This window comes from Companilactobacillus bobalius, assembly GCF_009764355.1.
Map to the genome: position 1 here is coordinate 434,198 of NZ_LNUA01000032.1, position 14,891 is coordinate 449,088.

Genomic DNA, 14,891 nt, shown 5'->3' on the forward strand with positions numbered 1-14,891 from the left:
ATCAATTAATCGAGGTATTTAAAGTGACTAACAAACAATCAATTAAAATTCATATATTACATACAGGACTAGTAAAAGTGGACAAGGCTTTACCCTTTAATGGTCAATATCGTAATCCTTTAGCTTTTACCGGTTTATTCCGTTCAGAAAAGAATCAAGTTGTGTTACCCGTTTCTAGCTATCTAATTGAACATCCTAAAGGACTGATTCTAATCGATACGGGTTGGAACAAGTTGGTTAGACAGAGTAACTGGAAAGAATTAGGACCACAGGTACAAATCAATACCGGTTATCTTCCCCAAGGCTGGTCAGTTGATGAACGTCTTCAAAAACTTGGTTATAAACCTTCAGACATAGATTATTTACTGTTGAGTCACTTACATTGCGATCATGTCAGTGGCCTGAAGCAAGTTAAGAATGCTAAAAATATTCTTGTATCACAACCAGAATGGGGAATTGCTAATCGTTTACCAATGGTTTACTTACCTCACGAATGGAAAGGGGTTAATGTGCAGACCTACAAGTATGATCATTCTGATATTGGTCCCTTTGGTGAAAGTTTTGATCTTTTTGGTGATGGGAGCATTATACAAATCCATACGCCAGGTCACGCCACAGGAATGTCGGCAACTATGGTTAAAGGCAATGATGGTAAATATGTCCTTTTAGCAGCAGATACTGGATATGCTGCCCGTTCATGGGAAGAAATGCTGACACCAGGTATCTGTACTAGTCGAAAGGATGCCATAACTTCCTTAGGTTGGATTTGCGAACAAGCTCATAGTAAAAGGTGTATAGCCGCAATTGCTAACCATGATCCTAAAGTTGATTCTCAAATCATAGAACTACCCTATTGATTTTTTAACTAATCCATTCATGAATTTGGAAATTTCTTCTTGATGACCATGTTTGAGTGACCAAAGAATCGCTGTTAAAGCACTATTAGCATAAAAGTCGCTCAAAAAATCATTTGGAACTTCTATTTTAATCTGTGATGACACTTTAACAAAATACTGTTTCAAAAGTTTAAAATAAGTAGCTTTTAAATTATCCTTAACATCAGATATTTCTACCAGTGTAGTGATTACTTTACTATCTGGAATAAGACTGTTGTATAGATTAAGTAACAGTTCATCCTGACTTAATTGTTCTATCCTGTCAGAAAGAAGATCATTGAATTTTTCAGTCTGATTATGATTCATTTGCGCTAACAGATCATACTTATCCTGATAGTGATGGTAAAAGGTACTGCGACCAACTAGACTGGCAGTACATATGTCATTCACCGTAATTTTTTCAAAAGTTTTATCCTGTAATACTTGAATAAATCCATTTTGGATATCTCGAATTGTTTTAATTACTCTCAAATCTTCAGTCATTTGTTTACCTTTCTGATTTTAACTTCTAAAACCACCTTACTGTTTTGGAAAAAACAAAGCAATATAAAAAATCCTTACAATTATTCTGTAAGGATTTTTTGATGATTAGAGATCGTGTTCAATCTCTCGAATATGATGAAGCATATTATCTGTACCAGGTTTACTGATACCAAAACTTTCACGTTGATATTTCTCAGGATCATTAATGATTTTAATAACAAAGTCAGCGATGCTACTTCTGGAAATCATAGTTCCCTTAAAGGTTTCGCCTTTTTTAGTTAGTTCATAATCAATTTCAGCATCATCAGTCATATAGGCAGCACGGATAATGGTATATGATAGTTGACTACTTTCAATAATCTTGGCGGCACGTCTCGTGTCTTCTTTTGAAGCGTGTCCAACATAATTTTCAACCCATGAACCAAAAGGATCAGGCACTTCGTGATAAAGTCCAGAGCCAGTTATCCAGATTAACTGTGTTACTGAATTTTGTTGCATTGCGAAAACAATGTTTTGTGCCCATTGTTCCATTTGACCATTGAGGTTGGCATAAACTAGATCTTGACCAGCAATTATCTTTGTCAAAAGGTCTTTGTTGCTGACATCCCCTTCAATTACGGTTACATTATTGTGATTCTTTAAAGAATCCAAACGATTAGCGTGTCTTAAAATCAAAGTTAATTGATAATCGGGGTTATCTAGAAGCCTTTTCTCTACAATACGAGCAATCTTACCGTAAGCTCCTAAAATCAATACTTTTTTCATATGATGTTCTCTCCTATTCTATAGAGAATTCTATATCGGTATCTCCCAATTGATTAAAGAAGGAGATGTCATCTTTAATATGACCAATCTTTTGTAAATCGCCGATTACTTCGCCGGTCTGTTTGTAAAAGATGACAAAGCTATGGCGTGGTGCCCAATAGGCAATATCACCTACTTCATAACCGCTAGTTTTGGCTTTCTTGGCAGGCAAAGCTGTCTTAAAACGATAAGTCATTTCACGTGAGTAAAGGTTCATCATTGATACTTTTAATGGAAAATGAGTCATGATGGCTCTAGATGTATCGTTGTCGTCAAAATTGGCAGTCAATTCTTGATTATTAATAATTAATTTTACTTTTGTCATTTATTTTCTCCCAAATTAATAAAAAGATGGTTTGTCCCATTCAGTATTTGGTTCTACAACACCGATACTTTGTTTAACGTAGAGTGTTGGTTGTTTAACAATATCGGTTATCAATTTAGCAACAGCTTGACGTGTTACTTGAGTTCCCTTCATCGGTTGACCCTGAGGAACTACTTGATAGTTGTAATTACCATCTTGGTTATAAAGCCATGTCATTCTAAAGAAAGTGTAGTTTAATCCACTATTATCAATAACAGCAGCGGCTTGTTTGATAATGGTATAATCTCCCATCATACGAGCATTCCATTGTCCGAATTTCCCAGCGACTTCATCGTAAATACCGAGACCACCGGCAACAATCAAACGACTAACTTTTTTCTGTTTCATAGCTTGAACGACATTTTGATTTGCCTCTACAAAGTGTCCTGTGGCTAGGTAAACTATATCTTGTCCGGCAATAGCGTGCTTGAGGTCCTCTAGTTCATTCCAGTTACCATCGAAGAGTGTTATTCGAGAATTGTCATTGAATTGTGCTAAGCGTTTATTAGCATTTCTAGCGAATAATGTCAGATGAACATTAGTTTCTTTCAACAGCATGGGAATCAAATATTTAGAAATATTACTTGTGGCGCCTAATAAAATAACGTTTTGCATTTTATTCTCCTTAATTATCCTTGTTTAGTTGGGTATACAGTAAACTCATTTACGTTAACATCTTCCGGTTGATCGATAGCAAAGTTGACTACACGGGCAATGGCGTCAGGTGTGATACCGACTGATTGATAAAGCTTGTCCATTCCTTGTTTAGCATTCTTATCAGTAATATGTTGTAGTAATTCGGTATTGATGGCAGCTGGATAAATTGTAGCAGTACGGATATTAGTGTGTTCTTGAGCGCTCTCCATACGGATGACTTCCATTAAATTTCTAACGGCAAATTTAGTAGCACCGTAAACACCTGATCCAACAAAACTCTTTAAACCAGCAACGGATGAGGTTGTAATAATTTGACCATGTTTTTGAGATGTAAAATCGGGCATAACTGCTGCCACGCCATTAAGGACACCTTTCAAGTTAACGTCAATCATGGCGTTCCATTCATTAACCTTTAGAGCACTGATTGGGGATGTGGGCATAATTCCAGCATTGTTATAAATAACATCGATAGTTCCAAATTTTTCTTTGGCTAGGCCAACTAAAGCTTTCAAATCTTCAGGTTCAGTAACATCGGTAACACGATAAGCAGCTTGTCCACCGGCTTCGATAATATCCTGACTAATTTCTTGAAGACGAGATTCACGTCTAGCTCCTAAAACAACTTTGGCACCGTTCCTAGCTAATAGTTTAGCTGTGGCTTCTCCAATACCTGATGATGCTCCTGTAATAACAACGACTTTATTTTCTACTGACATATTAATGTCCTCCTAATTTTTGTTTAAAATATGATTGTAATTAACGACGTTCATTTGTTTCTTGCTGTGTTTATTGAAAACAATTTTTTCATCATATGGTGCAAGCCGAATTGTTCGTTTACCGACTATCTTCCAGGTACCAGAATAAATATTGGTGATACCATGTTGATTTTCTTTCCATTTATGATTTTTAGTAAAAGTAATTTTTTGATGAAGATCTTTGTTGTGATGATTGACCCAGGTGCCGACAATGTCTTGATTAGTGATTTTATGTACCTGACTAGTATTTACGTTGTTCTTGCTGGCCGAGATATCATCTTTGGGTCCAAATTTGATACTGATAATCAATAAAATTCCGAATACCAGTAAAGTACGGATGATGTATTTTAACTTTTTGTTCATTCTCATTTCCTTTCTTTCATATCTCCTTGATTACAAATACTAGTATAGTCGGATATTAACTTATTTGAAGAATCTGATAATTGATATAGTATTAACTAACAGTTGATACTAAAAATACTACTATCCTAATAATGGTTACTTAGAATAGCAGTATTTTTATAGGCCTGTTTGTAAATAAAGAAAAACTAATTAAAGGTTTTCCTTAAAGAAATTAGCAAATTTATCAAATGGAATCAAATTCATTTGATCATATAAGTCAGTATGTGTAGCACCTGGAACAATAACTAACTCTTTTGGATCTTTCAAACGGTTATATGATTCTTCAGCTATATAACGTGAATGAGCTTTTTCACCAGTAACGATAAGGACTGGACGTGGAGAAATCGTTTCAATATGTTCTTGCAAATGGAAATTGTAGTAACCCCATGGAGTTGTGGCAGTCCAAGCTGAAGCTGAATTAACTGAACGGGGATGGAAAGCACGACCACGATAGTAATTAAAGAATTCTTTTGTTACAGAGTCAGCATTAGCTGGTAAGTTTTCTGGAAATAAAGTATCTGATTGAAGTGGTTTGTCATTTCCATCAAATGGCAATTCGTGTAATCCATTAGCAGGTATACCTTTTTCAGCATCCTTCCAACGTTGATTTGCCAAAGTTTGTTTTTCGATTTCGCGTTGTTTCTCAGTTTTAGAATTATTTAATCCCATCCACATAGAATCTGACATATCATACATAACTGATGTGGCAACGGCTTTGATACGAACATCGATTGACGCTGCAGTTAAAACATGACTACCTAAACCACAGATACCAATAGCACCGATTCTTTCACGGTCAACGAACTTCTGAAGTCCAATGAAGTCAACGGCAGCGGAGAAGTCTTCGACAAAAATATCTGGTGAGGCGACATTTCTAACGCTACCAGAACTTTCTCCAGTGGTTGATTGATCAAAAGCTACAGTAACAAAGCCCTTTTCAGCTAATGTTTGAGCATAAAGACCGCTTGGTTGTTCTTTGACCGCACCGAATGGTCCTGAGATAACGATTGCTGGATACTTCTTGTTACTATCAAAGTTTAATGGTGGGTAGAGATGTCCGGCTAGAATGAAACCAAAACGATTTTTGAAACGAACATTTTGAACGTCAATTTCTGGATTAATTTTAAAAACTCTTGTATCATTTGCTAATTTACTCATAATTTATTTTCTCTTTTCTTCTATTATATATCTTGTTTGATTGGACGAATGATAACTTCATTTACATCCATGTTGTCTGGTGAATCAATGGCAAAAGTAACTGATTTTGCAATATTTTGGGCTGACAAACCAATTTGCTTTTCTACTTCAATCTCGGCTTTTTGATTATCAGGATTTTTAATTGATTTATATAATTCTGTAGAAACTGACCCCGGTGAAACTATAGTTGTTCGAATATTGTTGTTGTGCTGTTCTTGACGTAACCCTTCCATAATTGCTCTAACTGCGAACTTGGAACCATTATAGACGGCTAGATTAGGAACAACTACATGTCCAGCTACGGAATCAGTTGCAATAATATGGCCTGACTTTTGCTTGACCATAGTTGGTAGAACAGCCGCAATTCCATTTAGCACACCCATGATATTAACATTTAAAATTTGTTGCCATTCGTCACGAGCACGGTTGATTAATGCATTAACGGGCATTACTCCAGCATTATTGTATAAGACATCGATACGTCCAAATTCATTATTGGCTGTATCTATTAAAGCTTGTACTTCATCAAAGTTAGTTACGTCTACCTTTTGAGTTATGATCTGTTCATCAGGGAATTCGGCTTTTAATTCATTTAGTCGATCTAATCTTCTGGCACCAATAACTAATTTGGCATGATGTTTAGCTAACTCTCTAGTTGTGGCAGCTCCTATACCACTTGAGGCTCCAGTAATAACAATAACTTTATTTTCAATACTCATTTATCTTTCTCCTTTATTTATAATTTTTGCAGGATTACCAGTAACAACACTATAGGCGGCTATATCAGCGGTAACAACTGAGCCGGCAATAACGGTAGCTTCTTTACCAATAGTGACACCAGGTAAAACAGTTACGTGTCCACCAATTTTAGCTCCCTTTTCAATTACGATGGGTTTCTTTTTTGACTTAGTAGAGTAATCTGTTGTCAGCAAAGTTGTGTTAGGACCAATAATTACGTTGTCATCGATTTTGATAGTTCCGATGTCGACCATAGTTACATCACAATTAATAAAAATGTTTTTTCCAAGTTTTATATTGCGACCGTAATCAGTATGAAATGGTAATCTAATTTCATTAGTCGAATCCAATTGATAACCGAATATTTCACTTAGCAATTGATTAGTCTCTTGGGAACAAGTTCGACCAGTATTTAGATGTTGCAGTAAACGTTGATTCTGTTCAACTAATCGTTGGTCAACCTTAAACAGGTCGGTTTGACATGTCATTTAATTGCTCCTTTCAACTGAATGACTATAGTATAAAATGATTTGCTATCTATGTGAAATACTTCTAAAATATGAATAAACATAAATAAAAGTTATAGAAGGAAAAACAAATGGAACTACGAGTTTTACGATATTTCTTAGCTGTTGTTCAAGAAAAAAATATTACTAAAGCATCCGAAAAATTGCTTATCTCCCAACCGGCACTTTCTAAACAGTTATCTGATTTGGAAAATGAATTAGGTGCCCAATTGTTTATTCGTGGACATAGACAAATAACCTTAACGTCCGAAGGCGAATATCTTCGTTCAAAGGCTAGTGAGATTGTTGATTTGGCAGATAAAACTACCGCCAATATTTTAACTGATCAAGTGATTGGTGGGGACTTGACGATTGGTGCCGGTGAAAGTGTTGGAATGAAAAGAATTATTGACGTTATGGGGAATATTAATCGAGATTACCCTGATGTTAAGGTGCATTTAATCAGTGGTGACGCTAATGAGATGGAGAGTAAATTAAACAGCGGTACTCTGGACTTTGCTGTATTCATGGGTGAACGTGACTTAAGTGACTTTAATTATTTACAGATTCCCGAGATAGATCAATGGGGTGTGATTATGCGTCAAGATGCCCCGTTAGCTGCTAAAAAATCTGTGACTTCAAAAGATTTATTGGGATTGCCTATTCTGATTTCTTCACAGGCAAAGACAAATAATCGTTTTGACAATTGGTGGGGAAACCTTGGTCCTAAGATGAATATTATGGGTACCTTCACCCTAGCGTTTAACGCCGAACTATTAGTGGAAAGTAGTCATTCATATATGTTGACGTTTGATCATCTTCTAAGTGACAACGATAGTAAAGTATTAACTTTTCGGCCGTTAGAACCCAAGATAACCGAACCTATTACTGTGGTTTGGAAAAAGAATACTGTCCTATCGAAAGTTGATCAATTATTTGTAAAGAGATTACGTGCTTCACTTAATGAGTGATGATATATTCGAACCGTCCATTCCTAATTGTTTAATCTGCTATGCAGTGGTGCTACTATAACAATGTGCTAAGGGCATAAGACCTCTTTTGTCCATATGTTTCTCCCCTAGATTTGGGAAGAAAAGAATATCATTTTTGTGATCTGTTAAGATTACAAGTCCGTTAAAGTTTAAGATAAACAAGCAAGCTTTGTTTAACTTTAAAGACTAAAAGAAATAATGTGACAGTTTAATTTAAAATAGGTATCCTTACTTAATGAAGCAGTTGCCTAACCCTAAGTGGGATTTGCGTTACATAAATAATATGCTTGAAGCATGAAAAGCTTTTTGTTCATATGTTTCTTCTTTTCCATATTAGAAAAAAGAGACAATTTAAATAAATGTAGCTTTGGAGACCATCCTTTAATATTTTTTAGGATGGTCTTTTTTTATAAGTGCAATATTAAAATCTATATTTTGACTATGCATATGTTCAATTTTTATGAAGTAAGACCCTAATGGGTCTTTTTTACTGTTCAAAATCAGTGATGCTGACAGACGCATTCTACGAAACGAGAATATATAGTTGGTCATTAAAAGAATGAACTGGACCGTAGAATTAAGATTCGTTAAAATTACTTTTTCTCGTCAAAAACAGGGGCTATTTGTAAGAAATAGCCCCTACAAAACATTGACGTAGCAAGCTAAAAAAATTACAATTAATACTTAGGGGTTATTTATTCAATATACTAAATAATAGTCCCTATAACCAAGAAGCCTATTAAACCGGCATTTTAAGTAATTGGCTTCTAAAATCACTATCAATTGTTCTGAATGGAGAAATAATGAAGCAATTAGTTTTACCAATCAAAGACAGTAACATTTTAAGTGAAGTACAAGATACGTTATTACGAAATTTTAAATATGGTCGCAGAAATTATACGATCTTTCAAACTGGCAAGGCTACCCTACTCCGAGTCTCTGATGTTTTAGCTTTGAAGTACAACGATGTCTTTGACAAATATGATGAGTTAAAGAAAACAGCCTTTATCCATGATAAAAAAACTGGCAAGCCCAATACGTTATATTTAAAACCTATTACTCGTGATCTATTGATTTATCAAAAATGGCTGTTAGAGAATAAAGTGAATTCTGAATGGCTGTTTCCGTCAATGCAAAGACCAGAACGACATATAACCGAAAAACAATTTTATAAGGTAATGGCTAAAACTGGTGACTTGTTGAATATTAATTATTTGGGTACACATACAATGAGAAAGACTGGTGCCTATCGTGTGTACGTTCAATCCAATTACAACATTGGTTTAGTGATGAGATTGTTGAACCATAGTAGTCAGCAGATGACTTTAGCATATTTAGGACTTGATCAGGAATCCCGTGAAGCAATGCTTGATCAGATTGATTTTGGATAACGGAAGCTCAATCAAATAATAATATTCTCTATAAGCTTTTCAAATAAAATAGGATTCAGTATTGTGAAATTTCCAATACCGAATCCTATTTTATTATAGTTATAATATCTGCATCATTTAAGGTTACATAACATTAATTAAAATAAGTTGTTTAAAATTGAATTGTTTAATTTATATTTACTGATAACTCTAAACGGCCGATTTTAAATTAACCTTGTCCATCCATGAAAGCAGGATAAAGTGTCATACCACCATCAATAAATAGTGTTACACCAGTTACATAGCTTGATTCATCTGAAGCCAACCAAGCAGCACCGGCTGCAACTTCCTCTGGCTTACCGATTCGATCCATCGGAACCATTGATACAGTTTGATCATATTGTTCTTTATCGGCGAACTTCTTTGCATTGATTGGAGTATTAATAGCACCAGGTCCGATGGCATTAACTCGAATACCGTCTTTTGCATATTCCATGGCAATCGTCTTAGTGAACATCTTTACTCCACCCTTAGCAGCAGCGTAACCTGCAAACGTTGGCCATGGAATTTGTTCGTGGACAGAAGACATGTTAATGATATTACCCTTTTTATTATTCTTCTTGAAATATGCTAGAGCCGTTTTAGAACCTAAGAAAACACCTGTCTGATCAACAGCAATCATCTTATTCCAATCATCTAAGGATAATTCATGAGTAGCTGATTTAATTTCCATACCAGCATTGTTGACCCAAACATCTAAGCCACCAAAGTTATCGAGAGCAGCCTTTAATAATGAAGCATTACCCTCTTCAGTGGCAACATTGGCTTGAACAATCACAGCCTTACCACCATTTTTAATTACTTTGTCTGCTGCTTCTTGAGCACCATTTTCATCGCTGTTGTAGTTGATAACGACCGACTGCGTTCCTTGCCAAAACGTTCTGAAATAGCAGTTCCAATTCCTTTTGAACCACCTGTGATTACTGCTACTTTGTTATTTAGATCTTCATACATAATAAAATTCCTCCAATAAATTTGTTTTAAAAAATAGTTGTTACGATTGCTCCACTAACAATTAGGATCAAACCAATAATTGTTAGTAGTAATTCATGTCTAGTTTTTGATTCATGTAGAAATACCATTCCACCAACGGTCGATAGAACAACTGACAATTGTGAAATGACGAAAGCTGAATTAACACCATTATCACGAACCGATAAAATATATGTAATAGATGCAATCGAGAAAATGAATCCCGCTAGCAAACTTTGCCAACTAGCTTTTTCTTTTAGGACTTGAGGTTGACGAGTAAAAATAATATAAAGTAGAACTGCAATTACCATGCCGACCGATTCCGGTAAAAAGATTGCTAAACCTGATGAAGTCATTGCTCTTGGAATTGAGTTATAAACTAAGAAACCAATTGTTGTTAAGACCAACATGATCACAGTTCTTGTCTGATTATTACTGGGTGCTTTATTGTCCTTCTTGGCTGTAAGTGAAACTCCAACAATCAATAATAAAATTCCGATAATACCAAAGATTTTGGCGTTAGTTGAAGCCCACTCACCAAAAATTAAAACACCGATAAAGGCTGTTCCAATCAACTGCAATCCTGTTGAAATTGGCATCGTTTGTGAAACACCGATTGAACGATAAGCATTATATTGACCAAGTTGACCGATAATCCAAAATCCACCAGCTAAGGCGGCCAAGATAAAACTAGTAATTGAAATACTTGGTCTCATGATTAAAAATACAACGATACTGACAATCAAAGTTCCAATGGCAGTACCAAAGATCTGGTTGATTGGTTTTCCATTTACTCGAGCAACTGCTAACGGTAATATTCCCCAAGCAATAGCAGGTAATAACATTAATACGATATTCATACTGTTCCACTTCCAAAATTTTTTTATATCTCTCTCAAGCGATGAATATAGTATATGTCCATCGTACTAATAAAAAAATTACTAGATAAACATGGTAGTATACGTTTGATGTATGGAGAATATAAAATGATGTTAAGTTTAGTTACTCGCTTTGTTGATGCTTCCACAATCTCAAGCATCAGATAATACTAAAGGATTACATTCGACTAATGATTGAAATTTATCGATTGTGCTTAATTATGTCTCGAGTCAAGTTGTTTGTGATTATTTGATTGTGTATAAAAATAGACTATCTAAACTGTTTTAGATAGCCTATTTTAATTATTAATATACCCTTTGCCAATCCAACTACATTAATTATATAAAAATTGAGATATGATCTTATTATATGTTTTTGAAGGCATCAAAGAAGTTGTTAACTTCTTTTGCAGTTTCACGATTGCCGGCAACTGAATTATTTTTATCGAGTTTAAGAATTTTATTCATCTCTTCACTTGATAAATTAAAATCAAAGATATTCATATTTTCTTTCATTCTAGCGATATGTGTTGTTTTAGGAATTGAAGCAATTCCCCTTTGAAACAACCACCGTAAAATAATTTGCCCAACACTTTTGCCATGAGACTCAGCGATTTTGTTCAAAGTATCGTCCTTGAATACATTGAACTTTCCAGCCGCAAATGGTGACCAAGCGACTTGGACAATATTTTCTGAATTCAAATATTCTAGTTCTTCTGTACGTTGGTAGAACGGATGTGTTTCTAAATAATTAACTTGAGGTTTGATCTTATTAAAATGAACAAAATCAGCCATACGATCTTGACGGAAGTTATCTACTCCTAGTGCCCTGATTTTTCCTGCCTGATATAATTCTTCCATAGCTCTCCAGGCACCATAGTAATCATTATATGGTTGATGAATTATATATAAATCCAAATAGTCTAGGCCTAATAATTTTAATGATTTCTCAAAAGCATTCTTAGTATCATTATAATTAGCATCAGTAACCCACAGCTTTGTGGCAATGAATAATTCTTCACGAGGTATACCAGAACGCTTGATTCCACGTCCGACTGCACCCTCATTCTGATAAGCTGTTGCTGTATCTATGTATCTGTAACCGGCCTTTAATGCTTGATAGACAGTTTTCTCACATTCGTTTGGATCATCTATTCTAAAAACACCAAGACCTTGCATTGGCATTTTTACACCATTATTTAATGTGATATATTCCGTTGACTTTCCCCTTAATATTTTGTGACTATAAATTTTTATTTGTTCCACCTCGTTGTTACTAACTTTATGAGTCTTATTCTATGATCTTGATAGTTTTTTTGAAGATCATTAGATAGATATGCTAATATTCATTCAACGTTTACTACTACTTATTGAAATAAAAAGAGCTCAACTGATTCTAATGACTAATGAGGCTGCTAAGAGCCTTTAATTTATTTTATATACTCTTGTCAACAATAATAAGGGACTTGATAGCTGTACGTTTATCCATTGCTTCATATGCGTCTTGAATTTCATCAAGTGTAAATCTTTTAGTAAAGACTTTTCCGGGGTTAATCTTGCCACTCAAAACAGCATCTAATAAAACATTCTTATCATCAGTTGTTACTGAGGCAATTCCACCACGTAAACCAATATTTCTAAAGAATAATTCATTTGTATTCATTTCAGACTTTTGAGGTACACCTACACGACCAACAACCGCGCCGGGACGACCTACTTTAACAGCCGTATCAACTGATTGTTCTGTTCCGACGCATTCAAGGACAGCATCGGCCCCTGTACCAGTTAATTCCATAACTTTTTCAACTGCCTCATCACCACGTTCAGGAATGATGTCCGTCGCACCAAATTCTTTAGCTAGTTCTTGTCTATCTTCATGACGACTCATAGCGATAATTCTCTTAGTACCAAGCAAATGAGCTGAAAGAACACCACTCAAACCAACGGCACCATCACCCATAACCACGACGGTATCACCTTTTTTAACTTCAGCACTAGTTGCGGCGTGGAAACCAGTAGCCATAACATCAGCTAAGGCCAAAAAGTTGTTAAGCATATCATCAGAGTAATCTTCAGGTTGACCAGGAATCTTAACTAAAGCCCAGTTAGCATTAACAAATCTCAAGTATTCACCTTGATAACCTTCATTGCCACCAGCTTCTTGATTCAAACAATCACCATCAAAACCTGCTAGACAAGCAGCACAGTGACCACAGCCGTGTGTAAATGGAGCAATAACAAAATCCCCAACTTTAACATCTTTTACTTCTGAACCGACGGATTCGATAATACCGATAGCCTCATGCCCCACGGTCGAGCCTGATTCACGCTTTGAAATACCACGATACCACCAAAGATCAGATCCACAGACACAAGCACGAACAATTTTAATAATTGCATCGGTTGGTTCTTGAATTTCTGGCTTATCGTATTCTCTTACTTCTACTTTTCCTGGTTCTACAAAGGTTGCTGCTTTCATATTTAATATTCTCCATTTTTATTATTTTTGATATGGTTTTAATAAAGAAACCAATTCTAATTCACAAAAATCATGAATTATTTTATCTGGATCTTTTTGTTCATTTACAGTCCAACTAAAAATCACTCCATTGACATATGTCAAAATAAAGTCGGCTAAATGTTTAACTGGGGTATTTGGAGACAATTTATTATTATTTACTAGGCCTTGAATCAACTTAACTAATGATAATAAATCATAATCCAGTTTTGTCTTATCATCATTAGGAATAATAATAAATTGAATCCACGTCTTAACTCTAATAACACCCACTCTAGTAATAATATTTACATATTGTTTCAAATAATATCCAATACTTTCTACAGCCGAATGATCATGTGCCAAAGTATCGATTTTTTGATTAATCTCTGAAAAGTGTTTTTTTCCAAGATCATTAATAATGTCGTTCTTCTTCTTGTAATAATTATAGAAAGTACCTTTTGCAATTCCAGAAGCCTTGGTTATATCCGCCACGGAAACATTTTGATAACCATATTTCTGAATCAAATTATCCGTTGTTTCCAATAACCTATTCTTAATTGCAATCGCATTGTCTTCTCTTTTTCCCATATTTATTCTTCAATTCTATTAGATTTATTTCAATACTAACAAAACTACAAAGTTCTGACATATCTTACTTTTCAAAAGTATTAATCCATTGCTCAATTTTCTCATCCGCTTGATCCACCATATTACCATTTACCATCAGTAATGGTTCAAACAGATTATTAGAGCTACCCTTTTGTTTAACAATTCTTTCCATAATATCAATACTGTCTCCTCTTCCAAAACCACCCTGAGTTTCAAAGGGAGCAATTACTTTACCTGATAGTTTTGAACCATATTTCAACAGAAACGCCTTCATCGGTTGGCTCAATGTCATAGCCCAGGTCTGATATCCTAAAAATACAGTATGATATTGATCAAGCTTGGGTAATTCCATATTCAGTTCTGGAGGAATGTTATTCTCTCGTTCAAAATTAGCTCGAGATCTGGTTTTTAAATAATCAGCTGGATAAGGTTCCTTTAAGGTTATTTGCAAAATATCACTATTAGTAATAGACGCTATCTTGCTTGCCAATAACTCAGTTGATCCTGAACGTGACCAATAAATTACGATACTTTTAGCATCTTGAGTCAATTTTTTAACTGTTCCTCCACTCTGAGTGTCACTACCGTCTGAGGGTGTATAACGTCCACCTTCCCAAATCGCATTGTTTTTTCTTAATAACTGATTAGCGTAAATATTCTTATTATTAATTTTACCTACTATTGGACCTAAGCTTGATCGCATATATT

The 14,891-nt window shown here is 35.0% G+C and carries 17 protein-coding genes and 1 pseudogene; 3 read left to right on the forward strand and 15 right to left on the reverse strand.

Annotated features, from left to right (window positions below):
* Positions 1-23 precede the first annotated feature (23 nt).
* A complete protein-coding gene (locus tag ATN92_RS09240; protein ID WP_056952447.1) occupies positions 24-857 on the forward strand; it encodes an N-acyl homoserine lactonase family protein in 834 nt (277 codons plus the stop codon).
* Here the strand turns inward: ATN92_RS09240 and ATN92_RS09245 are convergent.
* From ATN92_RS09245 to ATN92_RS09285, 9 genes are all read right to left on the reverse strand, one after another.
* Positions 846-1,379 (reverse strand): TetR/AcrR family transcriptional regulator, encoded by a 534-nt coding sequence (locus ATN92_RS09245; RefSeq protein ID WP_056952449.1) that lies wholly within the window; start codon positions 1,377-1,379, stop codon positions 846-848. The two genes, ATN92_RS09240 and ATN92_RS09245, sit on opposite strands and share 12 nt — an antisense overlap.
* A gap of 105 nt (positions 1,380-1,484) precedes the next feature.
* Positions 1,485-2,144: an NAD(P)H-binding protein gene (locus ATN92_RS09250; protein WP_056952451.1), complete on the reverse strand. Its 660-nt coding sequence runs from the start codon at positions 2,142-2,144 to the stop codon at positions 1,485-1,487.
* A 13-nt stretch (positions 2,145-2,157) separates the two neighbouring features.
* Complete coding sequence (locus ATN92_RS09255; protein ID WP_056952453.1) at positions 2,158-2,508, reverse strand: cyclophilin-like fold protein; 351 nt, start codon at positions 2,506-2,508, stop codon at positions 2,158-2,160.
* A gap of 15 nt (positions 2,509-2,523) precedes the next feature.
* Positions 2,524-3,162: an SDR family oxidoreductase gene (locus tag ATN92_RS09260; RefSeq protein WP_056952455.1), complete on the reverse strand. Its 639-nt coding sequence runs from the start codon at positions 3,160-3,162 to the stop codon at positions 2,524-2,526.
* A gap of 14 nt (positions 3,163-3,176) precedes the next feature.
* Complete coding sequence (locus ATN92_RS09265; protein ID WP_056952457.1) at positions 3,177-3,920, reverse strand: SDR family oxidoreductase; 744 nt, start codon at positions 3,918-3,920, stop codon at positions 3,177-3,179.
* Positions 3,921-3,932: 12 nt separating this feature from the next.
* Positions 3,933-4,322: a hypothetical protein gene (locus ATN92_RS09270; RefSeq protein ID WP_087721247.1), complete on the reverse strand. Its 390-nt coding sequence runs from the start codon at positions 4,320-4,322 to the stop codon at positions 3,933-3,935.
* A 189-nt stretch (positions 4,323-4,511) separates the two neighbouring features.
* A complete protein-coding gene (locus tag ATN92_RS09275; protein WP_056952461.1) occupies positions 4,512-5,519 on the reverse strand; it encodes an alpha/beta hydrolase in 1,008 nt (335 codons plus the stop codon).
* Positions 5,520-5,542: 23 nt separating this feature from the next.
* A complete protein-coding gene (locus tag ATN92_RS09280; protein WP_056952463.1) occupies positions 5,543-6,277 on the reverse strand; it encodes an SDR family oxidoreductase in 735 nt (244 codons plus the stop codon).
* The gene (locus ATN92_RS09285) at positions 6,278-6,784 is read right to left on the reverse strand and encodes an LbetaH domain-containing protein (RefSeq protein ID WP_056952465.1); all 507 of its coding nucleotides are present in this window, start codon (positions 6,782-6,784) and stop codon (positions 6,278-6,280) included. It lies immediately after the preceding gene.
* Between the two features lie 110 nt (positions 6,785-6,894).
* Between ATN92_RS09285 and ATN92_RS09290 the strand changes: the two genes are divergently transcribed.
* The gene (locus ATN92_RS09290) at positions 6,895-7,773 is read left to right on the forward strand and encodes a LysR family transcriptional regulator (RefSeq protein ID WP_056952467.1); all 879 of its coding nucleotides are present in this window, start codon (positions 6,895-6,897) and stop codon (positions 7,771-7,773) included.
* A gap of 824 nt (positions 7,774-8,597) precedes the next feature.
* Positions 8,598-9,185 carry a site-specific integrase gene (locus ATN92_RS09295; protein ID WP_056952469.1) on the forward strand — a complete coding sequence of 196 codons (588 nt, stop codon included), beginning with the start codon at positions 8,598-8,600 and terminating at the stop codon, positions 9,183-9,185.
* A 208-nt stretch (positions 9,186-9,393) separates the two neighbouring features.
* Here the strand turns inward: ATN92_RS09295 and ATN92_RS09300 are convergent.
* From ATN92_RS09300 to ATN92_RS09325, 6 genes and pseudogenes are all read right to left on the reverse strand, one after another.
* Positions 9,394-10,178: pseudogene (locus tag ATN92_RS09300) on the reverse strand (glucose-1-dehydrogenase).
* A 26-nt stretch (positions 10,179-10,204) separates the two neighbouring features.
* A complete protein-coding gene (locus ATN92_RS09305; RefSeq protein WP_056952473.1) occupies positions 10,205-11,056 on the reverse strand; it encodes a GRP family sugar transporter in 852 nt (283 codons plus the stop codon).
* Between the two features lie 384 nt (positions 11,057-11,440).
* Positions 11,441-12,259, reverse strand: coding sequence for an aldo/keto reductase (locus ATN92_RS09310; RefSeq protein ID WP_056952475.1), 819 nt, complete (start codon positions 12,257-12,259; stop codon positions 11,441-11,443).
* Between the two features lie 250 nt (positions 12,260-12,509).
* A complete protein-coding gene (locus ATN92_RS09315; RefSeq protein WP_056952476.1) occupies positions 12,510-13,553 on the reverse strand; it encodes a zinc-dependent alcohol dehydrogenase family protein in 1,044 nt (347 codons plus the stop codon).
* A 21-nt stretch (positions 13,554-13,574) separates the two neighbouring features.
* A complete protein-coding gene (locus ATN92_RS09320) occupies positions 13,575-14,162 on the reverse strand; it encodes a TetR/AcrR family transcriptional regulator (protein WP_056952478.1) in 588 nt (195 codons plus the stop codon).
* A gap of 64 nt (positions 14,163-14,226) precedes the next feature.
* A complete protein-coding gene (locus ATN92_RS09325; protein ID WP_056952480.1) occupies positions 14,227-14,886 on the reverse strand; it encodes a flavodoxin family protein in 660 nt (219 codons plus the stop codon).
* Between the last annotated feature and the right edge of the window lie 5 nt (positions 14,887-14,891).